The sequence below is a fragment of the Pseudomonas sp. NFACC42-2 genome (assembly GCF_900116055.1).
GTDB classification, from domain to species: Bacteria; Pseudomonadota; Gammaproteobacteria; order Pseudomonadales; family Pseudomonadaceae; genus Aquipseudomonas; species Aquipseudomonas marginalis.
Window position 1 is genome coordinate 1 of sequence record NZ_FOZO01000011.1, and the last position, 20478, is coordinate 20478.

14 protein-coding genes are annotated in these 20478 nt (G+C 61.1%); 10 read left to right on the plus strand and 4 right to left on the minus strand.

Annotated elements, in window-relative coordinates:
• Positions 1 to 361 precede the first annotated feature (361 nt).
• Positions 362 to 880 carry an SgcJ/EcaC family oxidoreductase gene (locus tag BM416_RS19355; RefSeq protein ID WP_092489092.1) on the minus strand — a complete coding sequence of 173 codons (519 nt, stop codon included), beginning with the start codon at positions 878 to 880 and terminating at the stop codon, positions 362 to 364.
• Positions 881 to 1045: 165 nt separating this feature from the next.
• On the opposite strand from BM416_RS19355, the gene BM416_RS19360 reads away from it, so the two are divergent.
• From BM416_RS19360 to BM416_RS19380, 5 genes are all read left to right on the plus strand, one after another.
• Complete coding sequence (locus BM416_RS19360; protein WP_092489093.1) at positions 1046 to 2224, plus strand: sensor histidine kinase; 1179 nt, start codon at positions 1046 to 1048, stop codon at positions 2222 to 2224.
• The gene (locus BM416_RS19365; RefSeq protein ID WP_092489094.1) at positions 2221 to 2874 is read left to right on the plus strand and encodes a response regulator; all 654 of its coding nucleotides are present in this window, start codon (positions 2221 to 2223) and stop codon (positions 2872 to 2874) included. Before BM416_RS19360 ends, BM416_RS19365 begins: the two co-directional genes overlap by 4 nt.
• A 10-nt stretch (positions 2875 to 2884) precedes the next feature.
• A complete protein-coding gene (locus BM416_RS19370) occupies positions 2885 to 5200 on the plus strand; it encodes an ATP-binding protein (protein WP_092489095.1) in 2316 nt (771 codons plus the stop codon).
• Positions 5197 to 5667 carry a response regulator gene (locus tag BM416_RS19375; protein ID WP_092489096.1) on the plus strand — a complete coding sequence of 157 codons (471 nt, stop codon included), beginning with the start codon at positions 5197 to 5199 and terminating at the stop codon, positions 5665 to 5667. The genes BM416_RS19370 and BM416_RS19375 overlap by 4 nt, the downstream gene beginning before the upstream one ends.
• Positions 5668 to 5779: 112 nt before the next feature.
• Positions 5780 to 6301, plus strand: a complete 522-nt coding sequence (locus tag BM416_RS19380; protein WP_092489097.1) for a sterol desaturase family protein — start codon at positions 5780 to 5782, stop codon at positions 6299 to 6301.
• Here the strand turns inward: BM416_RS19380 and BM416_RS19385 are convergent.
• Positions 6298 to 6837 (minus strand): ester cyclase, encoded by a 540-nt coding sequence (locus tag BM416_RS19385; protein ID WP_092489098.1) that lies wholly within the window; start codon positions 6835 to 6837, stop codon positions 6298 to 6300. The genes BM416_RS19380 and BM416_RS19385 overlap by 4 nt on opposite strands.
• A 35-nt stretch (positions 6838 to 6872) precedes the next feature.
• Positions 6873 to 7883, minus strand: coding sequence for a polysaccharide deacetylase family protein (locus BM416_RS19390; RefSeq protein ID WP_092489099.1), 1011 nt, complete (start codon positions 7881 to 7883; stop codon positions 6873 to 6875).
• A 101-nt stretch (positions 7884 to 7984) separates the two neighbouring features.
• Between BM416_RS19390 and BM416_RS19395 the strand changes: the two genes are divergently transcribed.
• The 5 genes from BM416_RS19395 (at position 7985) to BM416_RS19415 (ending at position 16482) form a co-directional block, all read left to right on the plus strand.
• Entirely contained in the window at positions 7985 to 8881 is an 897-nt protein-coding gene (locus BM416_RS19395) for a LysR family transcriptional regulator (RefSeq protein ID WP_092489100.1), read from the plus strand.
• Between the two features lie 204 nt (positions 8882 to 9085).
• Positions 9086 to 10327: a multidrug efflux RND transporter periplasmic adaptor subunit MexE gene (gene mexE / locus BM416_RS19400; protein ID WP_065927800.1), complete on the plus strand. Its 1242-nt coding sequence runs from the start codon at positions 9086 to 9088 to the stop codon at positions 10325 to 10327.
• A gap of 15 nt (positions 10328 to 10342) precedes the next feature.
• On the plus strand, positions 10343 to 13522 hold the full coding sequence (locus BM416_RS19405; protein ID WP_092489101.1) for an efflux RND transporter permease subunit: 3180 nt from the start codon (positions 10343 to 10345) through the stop codon (positions 13520 to 13522).
• Complete coding sequence (locus BM416_RS19410; protein WP_092489102.1) at positions 13519 to 14934, plus strand: efflux transporter outer membrane subunit; 1416 nt, start codon at positions 13519 to 13521, stop codon at positions 14932 to 14934. The genes BM416_RS19405 and BM416_RS19410 overlap by 4 nt, the downstream gene beginning before the upstream one ends.
• A gap of 300 nt (positions 14935 to 15234) precedes the next feature.
• Positions 15235 to 16482 carry an MFS transporter gene (locus BM416_RS19415; RefSeq protein WP_256577551.1) on the plus strand — a complete coding sequence of 416 codons (1248 nt, stop codon included), beginning with the start codon at positions 15235 to 15237 and terminating at the stop codon, positions 16480 to 16482.
• 107 nt (positions 16483 to 16589) lie between these two features.
• On the opposite strand, the gene BM416_RS19420 is transcribed toward BM416_RS19415, so the two are convergent.
• Positions 16590 to 20414, minus strand: a complete 3825-nt coding sequence (locus BM416_RS19420) for a hypothetical protein (RefSeq protein WP_139237763.1) — start codon at positions 20412 to 20414, stop codon at positions 16590 to 16592.
• Positions 20415 to 20478 lie beyond the last annotated feature (64 nt).

Sequence of the window (20478 nt, forward strand, 5' to 3'; positions counted from 1 at the left end):
GGGCACACCGAGCCTAGGCGAGGTGCCGAGTGTTGGGGCGAAGCGTTTTTGGTTACTTTTGGCGCTCTTCCAAAAGTGACCCGCTGTAAGAGCGGAACCCTAAGTGGCCGTTACCGCAGCAACGGATATGTACTCGGTCAAAGCCAACGACATGGTCGGCCCGAAGGCCGCCACGGAAGCAAGCCACAGACCTCTGAAAGTTGTGTAGATACCTATGACCATCGGAGGCCCCCTAGCACATTTAGGTCGCAGGGCATCAGTTGGATAGGCGTCGGCTCCCGAGCCGTCACAGGAACAATCTCCCAGCCCCAACAAAAAAATGCCCACCCCCGCCAAGGGATGGGCATTTTCCCTCCAACCATTACTGCTTGGCGTGCTTGGCCTGTACTTCAGGCATCGCCGAAGAATGATGGTTAAGAATTTTCCACTGGCCACCCACCTGCTCATAGACGAAGGTGTAGCGCGCCTGCACCTGACGCACCTTGCCATCCGACTCGGTCAGGGTGAAGGTGTAGACGCCACTGTCCATGGCCACGTTGCTGCCCAGCTGGCGGATCTCGCGGTAGTTGATCTGGCCCACCGGCTTGAGCGCCAGGAAGTGGTCGAAATAATCGGTGATCTGCTCCGGCGTCGTGCGCACCTGGTTGGACACGGTCGGCTGCAACACAGCACCCGGCGCGTAGAGGTCAACCACGGATTTCACGTTGCCGGTCTGCAGGGCGGTGTTCCAGCGGTCGAATAAACCGGCAATCTCGCGGTCTTTGACATTGGCCGGGGCCTGGGCGACTTCACGGTAGACATACGGGGCCGTCTCGGCGGCATGAACAAACGGTACGCTCAGGGCAAACATCAGGGCGATCGGGGCAATCTTGAATTTCATGGCGATACTCCAGTGGTCGTCGTTGCGGCCACTTTGCCAACCTGCCCGCCAGCCGCCATCGGCCAACCGGAGGTATTTACCTATGCCATTTGGCAGATAGCGCCCAAGGTGTCCGACCCTGTTTAATAGCTGCCCTCGCGCCCGCAGCAAAATGGAGCATCACCCATGCATGACACGCCCCATGATCCCGGCAGCGCCCTGGCCATGCGCGCGCACTTTCGCCAATCGCAAAGTCGTACGGCGCGCCTGCGCCTGTTGGTGGATACCGGCCAGGAACTGCGCCAACTGGCCCCCGACGCCATGCGCGAACGCGTGCTCGCGCGGGCCTGCGCGTTTCTGGCCATGGACCACGGGCTGCTGCAGGAGTGGGACGCCGAGGGCATCGCCTATACCAGCGCCCGCCATGGCAACCCGTCGCGCGTGGGCAGCCTGGCCGCCCTCGCCGACCGCAGCCTGCGCACAGCGTGTTGGCAGGAGCGGCCATCCGAGGACGTGCCCAGCGTCTTGCAAGTGCCGTTGCGCGCCGGTGACGGCGATGCCTTTGGTGTACTGGTGCTGGGCAATAGCGTCAGCCTGCGGGCGCCGGAGCACGAAGACAGCGAATCCCTGCAACTGCTCGCCACATTACTGGCCGCCCACCTGGAAAACGACCGGCTGCTGAGCACCCTCAAGCTGCGCGACAAAACCCTGTCCGACCTGGTCAACCGCTTGCTCCGCGCCCAGGAAGACGAACGCAAACGCGTCGCCTACGACCTCCACGATGGCCTGGCGCAAACCCTGGCGGGCCTGCACCAGCGGCTGCAAGGTTTTGCCGGGCGCTGCCCGCCGCTGCCGGAGGCATTGGCCGCCGACCTGGAGGCGATTCTCACCCTGGCCCAACACTCGGTTGGCGAGGGCCGGCAACTGATTGCGGGCCTGCGTCCCACGGTGCTGGATGATTTCGGCTTGTTCAAAGCCCTCGATAAGGAGGCCGACCGCCTGCGTGACGCCGGCATCAACGTGGTGTGGCAGGCGCACTGTGAGACGCGCTTACCCAGCCAGGTGGAAATCGCCTTGTTCCGGATCGGCCAGGAAGCCATCAACAATGTGCTCAAGCATGCGCGCGCAAGCCAAGTGCAACTGGCCCTGGCGCTGCACGACGGCCAGGCGTCCCTGCGGCTGGACGACAATGGCCGAGGCTTCAAGGCAGAGCCATCAGCGGATGACTCCCAGCATCTGGGCCTCGCCACCATGCAGGAGCGCGCCAGCCTGTTGGGCGGCAGCTTCACCTGCGTCAGCACCGTCGATGGCGGTACCCGGCTGCACGCCCGCGTGCCTGCGCACTTGATTGGAGTCCCGCAATGACCCACGTCCTGCGCCTGGTGCTGGCGGACGACCATGAAGTCACGCGCACCGGTTTCGTCTCCCTGCTGGCCGGCCACCCGCAGTTCGAGGTGGTCGGCCAGGCCGGCGATGGCCTGCAAGCGGTGGAGCTGTGTGAGCAACTGCTGCCGGATATTGTCATCCTCGACATTCGCATGCCCGGGCTCAATGGCCTGGGCGCCGCACGCTTGCTGCAACAACGCCTGCCGGCGGTGAAGGTGGTGATGTTCACCATGGACGACAGCCCCGAGTACCTGGAGGCGGCCATGAATGCCGGTGCGGTGGGCTACCTGCTTAAAGACGCCAGCCGTGCCGAGGTGATCCAGGCACTGCAACACGTGGCCGCCGGTGGCGAGGCGCTCAACACGGCGGTCAGCGCCCGGCTGTTGCGGCGCATGACCGAACGCCAGGCCAGCGGTGCCGCCCCCGGCGAACCGCTCACCCCACGGGAACGCCAGGTCCTCGGCTTGGTCGCCAACGGCATGAGCAACCGCGCCATCGGCGAACACCTGGGCATTACCACCGGCACGGCCAAGGCCCATGTCGAGCGGGTGATCGGCAAGCTCGGCGCGGCCGACCGTACCCAGGCCGCCGTGCGGGGCATCGCCTTGGGCCTGGTGACACCCACATGAGGCAGCCCAAATGAGAAAGCGTTGGGCCGACCTGCCGCTGCGCGGCAAGGCGCTGGTGGTGATTTCACTGCCACTGGTGGTGCTGTTGCTGTCCCTGGTGCTGATCTACACCACGGAACGCCAGACCGCCCGCGCCGAAGAGGATGTGCGCCGGGTTTTGCGCGTGCAAAGCGATATCCAGGCCGTGCATACCCTGCTCGCGGAAGCCGCCGCCAGTGTGCGCGGTTACCTGCTCACCCGCCGCGAAGACTTCCTGCCCAGCTACCTGAACGCCAGGCCCCAGATCGAGTCAGCCCTGCGCAGACTGGACCGCAACGTGCGCGATCCACGGGTGCGCGAGCAGCTCAGCGCGATCAAGCCGTTGATCGACGGCAAGGTCGACGGGCTGGAGGAAATGCTCAAGGACAGCGACGCCACACCGGAGTCCATCAGTGCCATCCTGATCAGCAACAAGCACATCCTCGACGCCCTGCGCCAACACATCAGCACCATGCTTACCCTTGAGGCGTCGTTGCTGGCCGAGCGCAGCGCCGCCGCCTCCGAAACCCGCCAACGCTTGTTGCTGTCGACCTGGCTGGCGGCGATCTGCGGTTTGTTCGGGGCGATTGTCGCGGTGCTGTTTCTGTCCAAGGGCATCGTCGCCCGGGTGCAGAATGTGCAGCGCAATGCCCAGCGCCTGGCCCTGGGCTCGCCGCTGCTGCCACAGCCGCCGGAAAAAGACGAAATCGGCCAGTTGGGCACCAGCCTGGTGGAGGCCGGACTGTTGCTGGCCGAACGCGAACGCGCCTTGCGCGACAACGAGGAACGCTTGCGGCTGATCATCGATGGGGTCAAGGACTACGGGATCTTCGCCCTCGACACGGCGGGCCATGTCACCAGTTGGAACAACGGCGCCGAGCGGATCAAGGGCTATACCGAACAGGAGATCATCGGCCAGCATTTCTCGCTGTTCTACCTGCCCCAGGAATGCCCGCAGCACCCGGACATGGCGTTGCGCGAGGCCACCCGCAACGGCGATTACACCGAAGAGGGCTGGCGCTGCCGCAAGGACGGCACGCGGTTCTGGGCCAGCGTGGTGATCACTGCGCAATATGACGGCACCGGCGCCTTGCGCGGTTTTTCCAAGATCACCCGCGACATCACCGACCGCCGCGCGGCGGAGATCGCCCTGCGCACCGCCCGCGAGGAAGCCGAACGCGCCAGCCGGGCCAAAAGCGAGTTCCTGTCGCGCATGAGTCACGAACTGCGCACCCCGCTCAACTCGATCCTGGGCTTTGCGCAGTTGTTGGACATGGACGCGCCCAAGGCGCAAAAGGCCGATGTCGGTCACATTCTGCGCGCAGGCCAGCACCTGCTCACGCTGATCAACGAGGTGTTGGATATCGCCAAGATCGAGGCCGGAAGCCTGGCGTTGAATATCGTACCGATCCCGCTGGCGGGCGCCTTGCAAGAGGCGCTGACGCTGGTGTCGCCCATGGCCGCCGACGCGGGCGTGCAGTTGCGGCCGCTGCCGGCACTGGCGGCGGATACGGGTATCGTTGCCGACCGCCAGCGCCTGACCCAGGTGCTGCTGAACCTGCTGTCCAATGCGATCAAATACAACCGGCGCGATGGCCAGGTGAGCCTTGAGGTCGATATCCACGACCAACGGATCAGCGTGGCCGTATGCGATACCGGCAACGGCATCGCAGCCGATCATATGGGGCAACTGTTCAAGCCTTTCGAACGCCTGGGGGCCGACCCGAATGTGGAAGGCAGCGGCCTGGGCCTGGCACTGAGTAAAAGCCTGCTGGAAAATATGCACGGCCGGCTCACGGTACAGAGCCAGCCCGGCATCGGCTCGCGCTTTATCCTGGAACTGCCCTTCGTGCGCGTGGCCCACGCCCAGAGTATTGCCACGCCCGGCATCGACACCGAATTGAAGCGCCCTGCTCCCGTCGTCAGCACCTTCGAGGGCAAGGTGTTGTGCATCGAGGACAACCTCTCCAGCCTGGCGCTGATCGAAACCCTGCTCCAACGCCGGCCCGGCATACGCCTGCTGTCGAGCATGCAAGGCCAACTGGGCCTGGACCTCGCCGCGCAGCATGCGCCACAGCTGATTCTGCTGGATGTGTCGCTGCCGGACATCAATGGCTTGAAGGTGCTGCAACGCCTGCGTCAGTCACCGATCACCCGCGACACACCGGTGCTGATGATCACCGCCGACGCCAGCGACCTTACCCGCCAGGCCTTGCAGGAGGCCGGCGCCACCGCGGTATTGAACAAACCGATCAACGTGCCGGCGTTTCTCGCCCACCTCGACCAAGCTTTTCCGGAGCCCGCGTGAACCTCGACCTGCGAATCCTGATCATCGACGACCAACGTCCGAACCTCGACCTGGTGGAGCAACTGCTGGCGCGCGAAGGGCTGACCAACGTGCTGAGCAGCACCCAGCCGCTGCGCACCCTGGAGTTGTTCAACAGCTTCGAGCCGGACCTGGTGATTCTCGACCTGCACATGCCGGAGTTCGACGGCTTTGCCGTACTGGAACAGCTCAACCGGCGCATTCCCCAGGGCGAATACCTGCCGATCCTGGTGCTCACTGCCGACGCCACCCGCGACACGCGCCTGCGCGCCCTGGCCCTGGGCGCCCGGGACTTCATCAGCAAACCCCTGGACGCGCTGGAAACCATGCTGCGGGTGTGGAACCTGCTGGAAACCCGGGTGCTGTACAAGACGCTGCGCACGCTGGTGCCGGCGGACCGGATTGAGTTGTTGCAACGCAGCAGATCAACGGCTATTCGACGCGGCTAGGGCGATTGGCTCACAAATCCACCACGTAGCCAGCGCCGGGCAGTTGTATACGGCGGCCCGACACCGGACAATCCCGCGCCCGTCCATTTCGCCCTACAGGGATATTCCGCGCATGGCTGCTTCCAATAAATGGCTGATGTCATCGCTTGCTTATTACCTCGATTTCTTCACCGTTCCGCTGTTTGTGGTAGCTGCCCTCTATCTGGCGCCCTTTGAGCCTTGGCTGGCACTGTCGGGCCTGCTGGCCTGGACCCTGGTGGAATATTCGGCGCACCGTTTCCTGTTCCACTCGCTGTATCGCCGCGAGCATTGGACCCACCACATCGACGTGCTGGCCTACATCGGCGTGTCCAGCTGGAAAACCAGCTCGACCTTCGCCGTGCTGTTGTTGCTCGCCTGGTCCACCGGCCTCACCTCGGCGTTTATCGGCGCGGTGACGGGCTATTTCGTCTACATCTCGCTGCATTACGTGATGCACCGCCCGCAGCATTGGGCCTATGCCTTTATTCCGGGGCTGGTGGCCAACCACGACCTGCACCATCGCAAAGGCATCGAGAAGAACTTCGGGGTGTCTTCACCGCTGTGGGACCATGTGTTCGGCACCTACATCCACGCCAAACAGGTAAACGGTTAAAGCGCGCCCAACTGCCTCATGAGCGTCAGGTTGTCCTCGATATGCCAGTTGGCGGCAATCTTGCCGTGTTCGATCCGATAGATATCGGTGGCAATAAAGTCCACGGCCTGGCCGCGGCCCTTGAGTTGGCCAAAGGTGCCGGTGAAATGCCCGCGGAAATGCAGGTGCACCACCGCGCGGTCACCAGCGATGATCATTTGTTCGATCTCGCAGCCGAGGTCAGGTACTGCGGCCCGAAAGGCGCGCGACGCCAGCAACGGGCCTTCCGGACCTGGTTGACGGCCCTGTGGGGGTGTCTCGTCGACAAAGTCAGCAGCCAGCGCCTCACGGGCCAGGCGCTCCTCACCGGTATGCCAGAAGGTGTCATAGCGACGTGCGACGGTTTCCATCACCGCCAACTGGCTCGGGGTGAGGCTCTTGTCGGCTACCAGGACAGCCGGCTTGACCAGATCGGTGTTCGCTGCCAGGGCGGCCCCGGAAAGCGCCAAGGCGATGGCGGTCGTGCCAAAGCGCAAAAAAAGGGTTGTGCGTTTCATTGAGTCATGTCCTTGAGTGGCTGCCACGTGGCGGTTCAGATCGTCTCGCTTTCCCTTAGGCTGAGCGGATTTTCCAGGGTGTATCGGGCGATGGCGTCCTTGCGCATGAAAGCCACGCCGGGGTGGCTGTTGGCATAGCGCAGGAACTGGTCCCACACTCGCACCATCTGCGGTGTACCGCTGATGCGATCATGGGCGCTGATCGACATCATGCGACGCCGGCTGCCGGCCTCTTCGTAGAGCTGGTCGAATTCCTGCTTCACCTGTTCCAGAAACTGCGACGGTGAATAGTTGCGGCCTTCGACCAGGACGATGTCGTTGTTGCGCAAGGTGTAGGGCACCACGACAAAGTCCTTGCCATTGACCTGTTCGATAAAAGGCTCGTCGCGGCTGACATCATCGATGTGATAGACGTAGCCCAGCTCCTGCAGTAACGACAGGGTATTCGGCCCGCGACGCAGCCAGTTGCAGTTGTAGCCCACGACCGGCTGGCCGGTGACGTCCTGCAACATGCTCGCGGCCTGGCGCAGGAAGCTGCGTTCCTGGTCGCGGCTCATGGCAAATTGCGAGCTCCAGTGCGGGCCATGGCCGGACGCTTCGTGACCGCGCGCGACAATCTTGCGGGCCAACTCAGGGTGACGTTTTACCGCGTCACCAATCATGTGGCACGTCACCTTCACACCATGGCGTTCCCAGAGGTCGAGCATTCTCGGAATGCCTTCCCGGTAGCCGTAGGCGAACCAGGTCGCGGTGGCCAGGTCGGCAGGAACGCTGTCGGGAAAGTCCACCTTGGGGAACGGGCTGTCGGTGCCCTTGAGCGGTTGGCCGCCGGCTTCGAACTGCATGGAGACCGACACCACCAGGCGCGTGTCTCCTGGCCAGAACCGCCCTCCTCGCTGAATCCGCGCCGACGCGGGCGTACCCGCTCGTCCCTCGGGCCCGGTGGCTGCGCTGGCCGGGTTGAGTATCGATCCCGCTGCCAGGACGGCTGCACCTGTGCCGGCCTGGGCCAGGAATGTACGCCGTTGTGGGTTGATCAATGACATCGCGTTGACTCCGTTGAATAGGCACGGATGCAACCTTAGTTCTTTTGGTTTAGCTTGATAATTGAGCCATTTTCAAAAACCCTCTTCGGAAACCCCGAACAATGCCCTTGAAGAACCTTGAGTTGTTTCTGCTGATTGTCGAGAAAGGTGGGTTGTCGGCGGCGGGCCGCGAGCTGGGTTTGTCGCCTGCCTCCGTTTCCGAACGGCTGGCCCAGCTGGAGCACTTCTACGGCGCCAGCCTGCTCAAGCGCACGACCCGCGCCATCCATCTGACGGATGAAGGCCGTGTGCTGGTCGAGGGTGCCCGCCGCCTGCTGGCCCAGGCCGATGAGTTGCACAACCGCATTCGCCAGGGGGCCCACACGCTGTGCGGCCCCATTCGCCTCAGTGCCCCGCAGGACCTCGGCCGCCAGTACATCGAGCCGATCCTGGCGCAGTTCATGGACGAGCATCCCGGCGTCAGCATTGACCTGGATCTCAGTGACGGCTACGTCGACCCCGTGAGCCAAGGCATCGACTTCGCGGTTCGCTACGGCGCGCTGGCCGACAGCACATTGCACGCCAGAGCGTTGGGTGAAAACCGCCGCGTGGTCTGTGCGTCCCCGCATTACCTGGCCCTCAATGGCACCCCACTTGAACCTGAGGACCTGACCCGCCACGAATGCCTGGTGATGCGCCTGGGCATCAACATTGCCCGAGAGTGGCGCTTCGAAAAAAACGGCCGAACCCATCGAATCAGGGTTCCCTGCCGCAGGATCGCGAACGACGGCGCGCTGGTGCGCCAGTGGTGCCTGGCCGGCCATGGCCTTTGCCTGAAGTCGGTATGGGACGTGCGCGCGGATCTCGACGCGGGGCGCCTGGTCGAAGTGCTCGAAGACTATGACCTGGGCAGCACCGCGCTGAATATTGTCTACCCACCGACGCGGGCCCAGCCCCGGCGCGTGAAACTGCTGATAGAGCGCCTTGTTGCGCAGCTGTCCGATGAAGGCGTTACGTAGATGCCGGGGGCTTCATTGCAGGGTGCGCAACACACTGTTGTCATCACGCCCATTGATAGCCCCCTAACGAAAGCCCCATGCTAGAGGGCTAATCCCGCGCTTATATCATTCCGAATGATAGTTACCTTTGCTTCATTCGATTCGTGACATACCGCCTCGCCGCGCATGATCCGCCCATCTCAAATACATTGGCGGATGCACCTCATGGAACAGTCACTCAAACATTTGCGCTTCCCCCTGGCGATCCTGGCCGTGGTGGTGATGAGCGCGTGCGGCAAGACCCCGGAACAAGCGGCCGCCATGCCACCGGCAAAAGTCAGCGTGGCCAAGGTGCTTGAGCAGCCGGTCAACGAGTGGGATGAATTCACCGGTCGCCTGGAAGCCCCCGAAACCGTACAGATTCGTCCACGGGTTTCTGGCCAGATTGACCAAGTCGCTTTCACCGAAGGCGCCTTGGTCAAGAAAGGTGACCTGCTGTTCCAGATCGACCCGCGTCCGTTCCAGGCCGAAGTGCGCCGCCTGGAAGCCCAACTGGCTCAAACCAAAGCCGCCGCCACCCGCAGCGACAACGAAGCCCAGCGCGGCGAACGCCTGCGCCAGAGCAATGCGATCTCCGCCGAACTGGCCGACTCGCGCACCACCGCCGCCCAGGAAGCCCGCGCCGCCGTCGCCGGGATCCAGGCGCAGTTGGACCTGGCCAAGCTGAACCTGAGCTTCACCCGCGTGACCTCGCCGATCAGCGGCCGCGTCAGCCGTGCCGAAATCACCGCCGGCAACCTGGTGACCGCCGACGTCACCGCGCTGACCAGCGTGGTCTCCACCGACAAGGTCTACGCCTACTTCGACGCCGATGAACGTGTGTACCTCAAGTACACCGAACTCGCTCGCCAAGGCCGTCGTGGCGCCACCACCCCGGTGTACCTGGGCCTGTCGAATGAAACCGGCAACCCGCACCTGGGCCAGATGAACTTCGTCGACAACCAGGTCAACCCGGCCACCGGCACCATCCGTGGCCGCGCCGTGTTCGATAACAGCAAGGGCGAATACACCCCTGGCCTGTATGCGCGCCTGAAGCTGGTCGGCAGCGGCACCTACTCCGCCGTGCTGATCAATGACGAGGCCGTCGGCACCGACCTGGGCAAGAAGTTCGTGCTGGTGATGGAAGGCGACAAGCCGGCGTATCGCGCGGTGGAACTGGGGCCGAAGATCGAAGGCCTGCGCATCGTGCGCAGCGGCCTGAACAAGGACGACACCATTATCGTCAAGGGCCTGCAACGCGCGCGCCCAGGCTCGCCGGTCGCCCCGGAAACCATTCCGATGGCCAGCAAGGAAACCCTCGCCGCCTTGGCTCAACAACGACAAGCGCTTGAAGCCAGCAACCTGGAGCAAGTGGCGCCGGAAAAAACCGCGCCCAAGCTCGCAGCCGTTGCGTCTCCACGCGGTTAAGGGATACGACTCAAGATGAATTTTTCCAAGTTCTTCATTTCACGGCCGATCTTCGCAGCGGTGCTGTCGCTGCTGATCCTGATCGCCGGTGCGATCTCGCTGTTCCAATTGCCGATCAGCGAATACCCGGAGGTGGTGCCGCCGACTGTGGTGGTACGTGCCAACTTCCCGGGCGCCAACCCCAAGGTCATCGGTGAAACCGTGGCCGCGCCGCTGGAGCAAGCCATCACCGGCGTCGAGGGCATGCTGTACATGTCCTCGCAATCGACGGCCGACGGCAAGCTGACCCTGACCATCACCTTCGCCCTGGGCACCGACCTGGACAATGCGCAGGTGCAGGTGCAAAACCGGGTGACGCGGACTCAGCCAAAACTGCCTGAGGAAGTGACGCGCATCGGTATTACCGTGGACAAGGCCTCCCCCGACCTGACCATGGTGGTGCACTTGACCTCCCCGGATCAGCGCTACGACATGCTGTACCTGTCCAACTACGCGATCCTCAATATCAAGGATGAACTGGCCCGCCTGGGCGGCGTCGGCGACGTGCAGTTGTTCGGCATGGGCGACTACTCCCTGCGTGTCTGGCTGGATCCGAACAAGACCGCCTCGCGCAACCTGACCGCGACCGATGTGGTCACCGCGATCCGCGAGCAGAACCGCCAGGTGGCAGCCGGTGCCCTGGGCGCCCAGCCTGCACCGTCGGACACCAGCTTCCAGTTGTCGGTGAACACCCAGGGCCGCCTGGTCACCGAGGAAGAGTTCGAGAACATTGTGATCCGCGCCGGCGCCAACGGAGAAATCACACGCCTCAGGGACATCGCCCGGGTCGAGTTGGGGTCGAGCCAATACGCGCTGCGCTCGCTGATCGATAACCAGCCGGCCGTCGCGATTCCGATTTTCCAACGCCCCGGCTCCAATGCCATCGACATCTCCAACGATGTGCGCGCCAAGATGGCCGAGCTGAAAAAGAGCTTCCCGGCCGGCATGGATTACCGCATCGCCTATGACCCGACGATCTTTGTGCGCGGTTCCATCGAAGCGGTGGTGCACACCCTGTTCGAAGCGCTGATCCTCGTGGTGCTGGTGGTGATCCTGTTCCTGCAGACCTGGCGCGCCTCGATCATTCCGTTGGTGGCGGTGCCGGTCTCGTTGATCGGGACCTTTGCGGTGATGCACCTGTTCGGGTTCTCGCTCAACGCGCTGTCGCTGTTCGGATTGGTACTGGCCATCGGCATCGTGGTGGACGACGCCATCGTGGTGGTGGAGAACGTCGAACGTAATATCGAGCTGGGACTGGAGCCGTTCCCGGCGACTGAAAAAGCCATGAGCGAAGTGACCGGCCCGATCATCGCCACGGCGCTGGTGCTGTGTGCGGTGTTCATCCCAGCGGCGTTTATCAGTGGCTTGACCGGGCAGTTCTACAAACAGTTCGCCTTGACCATTGCGATCTCGACGGTGATCTCGGCGTTCAACTCGCTGACCCTGTCCCCTGCCCTGGCCGCCGTGTTGCTGCGCGGTCACGACGCACCGAAGGATCGTTTCTCGAAGGTCCTCGACAAGCTCCTTGGTGGCTGGCTGTTCCGTCCCTTCAACCGCTTTTTCGAAAAGTCCAGCCATGGCTACGTGGGTACCGTACGCCGGGTAATTCGCGGCACGGGCATTGCCCTGTTCGTGTACGCCGGCCTGATGGTGCTGACCTTCTTCGGGTTTGCCCATACCCCGACCGGTTTCGTACCGGCCCAGGACAAGCAATACCTGGTGGCCTTCGCCCAACTGCCCGACGCTGCGAGCCTGGACCGCACCGAAAACGTGATGAAGCGCATGTCGGAGATCGCCCTGAAGCAGCCTGGTGTGGAAGCTGCGATTGCCTTCCCCGGCCTGTCGATCAACGGATTCACCAACAGCCCGAACAGCGGCATTGTGTTCGTGACCTTGAAACCGTTCGATGAGCGTAAAGACGCGAGCATGTCCGCCGGTGCGATTGCCGGGGCGTTGAATGGCCAGTACGCCAACATCGAAGAAGCCTACATGGCGATCTTCCCACCGCCGCCGGTACAGGGCCTGGGCACCATCGGCGGGTTCCGCCTGCAGATCGAAGACCGTGGCAACCTCGGCTATGACGAGCTGTACAAAGAAGTGCAGAACGTCATCACCAAGAGCCGTGGCGTGCCCGAGTTGTTCGGCCTGTTCACCAGCTACACGGTCAACGTGCCCCAGGTCGATGCCGCCATCGACCGCGAAAAGGCCAAGACCCACGGCGTGGCGATCAGCGACATCTTCGACACCCTGCAGGTCTACCTGGGCTCGTTGTATGCTAACGACTTCAACCGCTTCGGGCGTACCTACCAGGTCAACGTGCAGGCTGAGCAACAGTTCCGCCAGGACGCCGACCAGATCGGCCAGCTGAAAGTACGCAACAACAAGGGCGAAATGATCCCGCTGGCGACCTTCATCAAGGTCAGCGACACCTCGGGGCCGGACCGCGTGATGCACTACAACGGCTTTATCACCGCTGAAATCAACGGCAACGCAGCACCGGGCTACAGCTCCGGCCAGGCCCAGGCGGCGATTGAAAAACTGTTGAAGGATGAACTGCCCAACGGCATGACTTACGAGTGGACCGACCTGACCTATCAGCAAATCCTCTCGGGCAACACCGCGCTGTTCGTATTCCCGCTCTGCGTACTGCTGGCGTTCCTGGTCCTGGCCGCCCAATACGAAAGCTGGAGCCTGCCGCTGGCGGTGATCCTGATCGTCCCGATGACGCTGCTGTCGGCCATTACCGGGGTAATCATCTCCGGCAGCGACAACAACATCTTCACCCAGATCGGCCTGATCGTACTGGTGGGCCTGGCGTGCAAGAACGCGATTCTGATCGTCGAGTTCGCCAAGGACAAACAGCAGGAAGGCCTCGACCCGCTCGCCGCGGTACTGGAAGCCTGCCGCCTGCGTCTGCGGCCGATCCTGATGACCTCGTTCGCCTTCATCATGGGTGTGGTGCCACTGGTGTTGTCCAGCGGCGCCGGTGCCGAGATGCGTCATGCCATGGGCGTGGCGGTGTTCTCCGGGATGATCGGGGTGACCTTCTTCGGTCTGTTGCTGACACCAGTGTTCTACGTACTGATCCGTCGCTATGTGGAGCGCAGCGAAGCGCGCAAAGCGGCCAAGGCCTTGAAGCTGGAGACACAGCAATGAGTGTGAAAGTATTCCTGCCGAGCTTGCTGGTCCTGGCGCTGAGCGCCTGTGCCGTGGGCCCGGACTACAAGACCCAGACCCCGGAGGCGGCGAACATCACCGCCGCCGCGGACGCCAAGCAGTATGACCACGCCAAGTTCGAAGGCATCTGGTGGCAGCAGTTCGACGACCCGACCCTCAACCAGTTGGTCACGCAATCGCTGCAAGGTAACCGTGATCTGCGCGTGGCGTTTGCCCGTCTGCGTGCTGCCCGTGCAATCCGCGATGACGCCAGCAATGACGCCATGCCGACCATTACCAGCCGCGTCAGCAGCGACCAGGGCAAGGGCCAGATCCCCGGCCAGACCACCAGCCGGGTCAAGACCGAGCGGTACGACCTGGGCCTGGACATGGCCTGGGAGCTGGACCTGTTCGGGCGCATCCAGCGCAACCTGGAAGCCACCGACGCCGACCAGCAAGCCGCCGAGGCCGACCTGTACCAACTGCAAGTCACCATGATTGCCGAACTGGTAGACGCCTACGGTCAACTGCGCGGCGCGCAACTGCGTGAACGCATCGCTCTCGACAACCTGAAGAACCAGCAGGACTCGCGCACCATCACCGTCAGCCTGCGGGATGCCGGTGTGGGTGACCAACTCGACGTGGAGCGCGCCGACGCACGCCTCGCCGCAGTGGAAGCCAGCGTGCCGCAACTGCAGGCCGAACAGGTGCGTGAGCGCAACCGCATCGCCACCCTCCTCGGCCAGCGTCCCGACAAGCTGACCGTGGACCTGAGCCCGAAAGACCTGCCGGCGATTGCCAAGGCGTTGCCGATCGGCGACCCGGGGCAACTGCTGCAACGGCGCCCGGACATCCTCAGCGCCGAACGCAAACTGGCCGCCGCCACCGCGCGTATCGGCGTGGCCAAGGCCGACCTGTTCCCACGGGTCAGCCTCAGCGGGTTCCTCGGCTTCACCGCCGGGCGCGGTTCGCAGATCGGCTCATCCGCCGCGAATGCCTGGGCCCTTGGCCCGAGCATCACCTGGGCCGCCTTCGACCTGGGCAGCGTCCGCGCCCGCCTGCGGGGTGCAGACGCCGAAGCCGATGGCGCCCTGGCGACCTACGAGCAGCAAGTGCTGCTGGCGCTGGAAGAGTCCGAGAATGCCTTCAGCGATTACGGCAAGCGCCAGCAACGCCTGGTCTCGCTGATCCGCCAAAGCGAATCCAGCCGCGCCGCCGCCGACCTCGCCGCGATCCGCTACCGCGAAGGCACCGTGGACTTCCTCGTCCTGCTCGACGCGCAACGTGAGCGCCTGGCCGCCGAAGACTCCCAGGCCCAGGCCGAAGTGGACCTGTATCGCGGGATTGTGGCGATCTACAAGGCGCTAGGGGGTGGCTGGAAGCCGGACACCGTCGTGGCGACTGCCCAGTAACGTAAAGAGCTCCTTTGGTTGGTCGCATCCAGCCAATTTTTAGCCCCGTGGTCTATTTGGTCATGGGGCTTTTTTTGTTTGGAGCGTCCTAAAATGTTGAAAGTTACTTCTGTAAGCGAAACAAGAAGTCCTTCGTAGGTCACTTCCTAATACCGCGCTGCGCCTGGCAATCAGGAGTACATGCTTTTTATTGCGGCAGCCACTTCTTCTACAACACAGAAAATGAGGCCTTCTAAAACAAATGCATGCACCTTAAACTTTAAATATCGTCAGCTTAAAAAGACAGATATTTAAATAAAAATGAGCACCCTGAACCCACTCAAAAACAAGCACGACAACCTATATTACTCCCTATCAATTTTTATGAACCTGGATGTCCAAAGAAGCCTGTTTGTCCTTTACCTGCTGCAACTTGGAATCACACAAGGAGAAATAGGCATTCTTCAATCTTTTTTATTCTTCTCTTCCGTAGCGTTAGAAATCCCATCCGGTTTGCTCGCGGATCGATATGGTCGTAAATGTTCTCTCATACTCGGCTTTTTAGGGCTATTTATAAGCGGCATTGGATTTCTGCTATTTTCCTCCTTTATTCCTTTCGCCATAATATTTTGTCTGTTCGGCGCCAGCATTGCCATGGGCTCCGGTTCGGACAGGGCATTACTGTATGACAACTTACTGGCTCAGCATCGCGCCGAAGAGTATCCTAAAATACTCTCACGCGCCCGCGCTATTGGTGCGATTTCATTAGGCTTATCCATGCTGCTTGGTGGCGTATTACAAGACACATGGTCTTGGAACAGTGTTTATATTTGTTTTGCGGCATCAAAGCTCATTGGAGCTGTTGTTGTGACATTCATTCCCGAAATGAAGCTCCCGGCGTTCTCACTGAATTTGAATAAAAAAAGTCACAAAAGTAATGAAAAAACGGAGGGACATCTCACCTCGCTGATTAATTTTTTTCGATCTAAAAAAGGCGCATTTCTTATACCTTTGTTTATTGGATATGCTTTATTCGAGCTTTCAACGACCCCCTTGTTCATCTATGGCCAACCCTTTTTTTCCATGCAGGGTTTAGAGGTACCTATCATCGCTGGCATTTATGCTGCTGTTGAAGCCCTATCGGCATTAATGTTCATGGCTGCTGGCTTTTTTTGTTCTCGTTTTTCTCTCGGCACAATTGCTTTCTCTACCACCCTTATTGCCACCTTTCTTCTTTTCATTCTTTCATTGAATATCGGTACAACCACTTCGGTCGCAAGCTTCCTTCTAATCATGTCGCTCCCTGCCATATATGAAACCTCATACGAAACCTATATTCATGACAATATTGAGTCACACATCCGAGCATCGTGTCTCTCTGTTGCGAACCTGGTTAACTCAGTTATTATCGGCATCTCCTATACTGTTTTCGGCGGTTTGCTGGATGCATATGGTTTTTCGGTGACGTTGATCATCGTTGCAGTCTCCTGTTTTGTTGGTTTATTGGGTGTAAGTACAACATTGCTGTCAAGTGGGCAAAAAGACCATTTAAAAAAACAAGAAGCTTGAATCGTCCCAGGTTTTCCACGGGGCCGTCGAGTCGTTGAACTATAGTGGTTTTAAACGGCAAATTTCAGCCAAGCCGTTGCTTCCCCAGGTTCATTCAAACATGCGCTTCAGTGCCACTTGAACACCTCTTGAACGACATCGCTGACAGACCGTGGAGCATGAGGCCCGTGCCCGCCCGGCCGGGGGAGACGCTCCAGCACCTGGACGATTTTGCCGGTCTGATCATGGCGTACCAGTACAAAACGCGGCAAGGGAGCGCTGCTGACTGCACGCTTGCGAATAATCCTGACGGGCAAGTGTTCGGTAATGACACCACCTGTGGCCTTGGCCTTGTCCAGCGCCTGTTGAATCGCTTTCACATTTTCCTCGTACAACGGCCGGTTGTTTTTAGCCTGGTCCAGCAACGCAATGCCGAACAGGGTCGAGTCGGCGTTATGCGCCTGGGGCGCCTTGGCGAACAAGCTCAAGGTCGCCTCCTGCACCTCGTCACCCAAGTGGCGAAAATGTGTGGGGTCCGTGGTGTTCCCCAGGTTGAGCAGGTCTGCAATGTCCTCGCGTCCGCCTTTGATCGCGCCGGAATAGACATAATCCTCATCACCGGGAAAACCATGGGCCTGCTCGTGGATCAGGGTGTTGGCCAGGGCTTCGTCGCTGTTCCCCATGTAACGGTAATAGTCCGTGGCGCCGCCCACATTCACTTCAATGTATTTTTCCCGGAGGTTGCCCGCCTTGTAGCGACTATAGGACGACGGCAGGAGCTGGGCCTGCCAATCCGTGCCTTCGTTTTCGAGGAAGTTGATGTTGGAAAGATCCAGCTTGTCCAAATCCACTTTCATGGTGCGCTGCTTGCGCGTAAAGGCAGCCACGACGTCCTCGGAATCCGCGCCGAAGAAGGTTTTGCACACGAATTTGAGGTCTTTCTCGAACTCAGGATCGGACAACGCACTCAAGGCGCCATTGAGTCGCTCCCGGGCGATGGGCAGTGCTCGCTCAATGGCTTGACGGCTTTGCTCAAGGAGGGGTGTCGGGGCGGTCTCCAGAGTGGGTAGTTGAGCCGGGGCGTGCGGACGCGGTTGCTCACCGTCGACGGAAGGCCTGCGCATTTTCCGGGGACGTTCAATGGCAAAAGGCGGCGCGCCCAGTTGCTCCTTCATCGCGGTCTTCCAGGTCGCACGGAGCTCCCCCAGCGGCCTGCCAAGACGAAAAACAGGGCGGCTGCTCAACCATTCGTAGCCTGCCTGTAAGGGCTGCTCCAAACCCGCAACAGGATTGAACAGGTTATTGCTCAGCGCACCAAACGCTCTGGTGGCCGCCGACATCTTGGCCAAGGCAGTCTCTGCCCGACTGACAGCCTGCGCCCCTTCGACAACCTCGCCAGCGACCACGGAGCCGATCATCACGGCGTCGAGCGCACAGCCGGTGAGCGCGCCCAGCTCGGTCTTCACGCGCCCGGAGGCGATGTCGTCGTAGCATCCCTTGAACGGAATAAGCAGGTCTTCAATGGTCTTGACCGCTTCCTGCGTGCGCGCCTCGAAACGCTCACGCGGCGTCGTGCCCATGGCGGAGTCCAGGAGTTCCTGGCGATTGAGCACCAGGTCATGGCGCCGCACATAGGCGGCAAAATCCCTGGTTTTCTGTGAAAAGTATCCGCCGTCTGCCAATGATCCGCGCCCGCTGCCGGCCGGCAGGGTCTCGCGCAGGGCCCGTATCTGCACCTGGGACTCCCCGGCCCCATGGCCGTCCGCATGGGATTGCAGTTTCGTCACCCACACACGGGGCACCTGCGCTTCGCCTCGGGCCAGTGCCTTGAGGAAATCGGGACGCTCGAAGTACTCGCCCCTCAAGGGCCAAAACTCAAAACATTTCGCATTGTCACCCTGTCCTGCCTGGACGATAAAACCATAGCGCCCCTTTACCCGCTCCGTTTGTTCCGCCGCACCGCTGATGGCCTTTCCTTCGGCGGTGATGGACTCGCCCTCGACCCGGTAAAACGTCAGTTCTTCTCGCTCCAGCACCTGTCGGTCCTGATAGGGCATTTTGCTGAACAGGTCCTTGAGACGTGTGGTGATGGCTGAGGTGAACGTGTCGACCCCCGACTTTACCGAACGGTCGAGCATGTCTTTGGTAAACCGAAGCCGATTAAAACCCGCCTGCAGGTCGGCGAGCTCTCTACCTATGTCTGCCGTAGTCCCGCCAAAGGGGCCGTTGGCCACTTTTTGCGCATACTCACCGCTCTTCAAGGCCCCCATCATATGCAGGTCGATCAAGCTCAATTCATGGGAGGGATCAGCCATGAAAAAAGGCATCGGATAGGTATCTCTCTGCACGGGCTTATCCAAGTCCCGCCCTGGGAACACCGCCTTGAGGTCCGCCTGGGCCAAGGCTCTGCGCGTCACGGGAGGGCTCTGCAGGACCGCAGTGGCCTTTTGAGTAGTCTCGATATAGTCCTTGTATTTGCCCGCGCTCTTGCGCAGATCTTCCACGGTGTAACGGTCATCGGTACGGCCCGCGATCACGCCATTGAGCACGCCCCAATCCAGCAACGGATCTGCCTCGGCTGCCTGGAACAACGGCACCAGTGGGGGTGCCGGAGGCTGGAGAGCCGCGCGTTCCAGCACCTGAGCATAGGTCAGGGTCCGACTCGATCCTGGCGCGTGGGCTTCAAGCAGGGCAACGGTTTTCCTCAACACCAGCCAGGCGGGAGAACCGATATGCACGGTGTCGGGGATATCCCGCACCAGAAATTCCGGCGCGACAGTCGCCAGGAATAGATGGCTGACAACCTCCACGGCGTCCGGACTCACGCCTTTGTTCTGCACCAGGTGCATGTGCAGGTCTTCGCGGGCATCGGCCATCTTGAGCCCGGCATTTTGCAGCGAGTACAGGTCATACCCCGCCACGTGATTTCTCTGCTGTCCCAGGTGCGGATCAATACGCAACAGATGCGCGGTGACCTGCAACTGATTGAGCTGCTGTCTGCGCCAACCATCGAGGGGAGCGTTCAGCCCTTCCAGCAAGCGGTGCTGGCGATACACATTGAGATTCTTCTGGCTGCGTAACCGCCCAAGAATGTGCGCATCGACATCACCGGAAAGAGGCTGCTGTTTATCCAGCCACTGCGGGCCGACGAAGCGTTCAAAGGACTCAACCAGCCTTTGGCGGTCTTGCTGGCTGAGTCTCAGCGGCGAGTCCAGCGCCAGCCAGGGCCCGGTATAGTTGCCCATCGGCGGGCTGGAGGGAAGCGGATGGCGTTGCCAGCCAATCAGGTTGCGAATGACCTTGGCCGAGCGCGGGACATCCTGCCCGTCGGCTTTGGGTAGCGTCACGCGCAGCATCTGCAATGCGTCGACTTCGCCCGTGGAATGGAGGATATGTCCGGTGGTTTGCGCCATGTCCAACAGCGTGTCGAAGCGTTTCTTCAAGCCTGGCCGGGCGGATACATGGTCGCTCAAATCGATCCAGCGCCCTGCACTGTCCAATACCTCCAAGCGTCCATCGAAAATGCGTAGATGGGCGGTCTGGCTGTCGATTCCATATTTTTTCCAGGCCGCCTGCATGCCTGGACGATTTGCCAAAGCGGCCAGGGCCTTGCGCCCACGCTGTACATCGGTCGCCAGCGTGGATCTCGTGACGCTTGAAAAGCGGATCTCGGCGAGGTCGATAGTGTCCTGATCCGCCTTGCCCTGCACGTGGTGCTCCAGGGCAGCGATCCAGCGCTCCTTATTTCTGGCCTCCAGTACCGCAGTGTCGAGCAGGGCTTGCGAAAAATCGCTGATGCCCTGCAATTGGCCGGGGATGTGATGAACCAGCGTCGAAGGGCGCAATAAGGGCTCCGGACGGATGACCTCAAGGGAACGATCTGGCTGAATGCCGGGGGCGGTGGACGGGATACCCGCTACAAAAGGTTCAGGCGCAGCAGCGACGTTGAGCATTAAGAGAACTCGCTTTCACGATTGAAGAGCATCTACCCTGCCCCGGAAAACGAATGGATGGGAT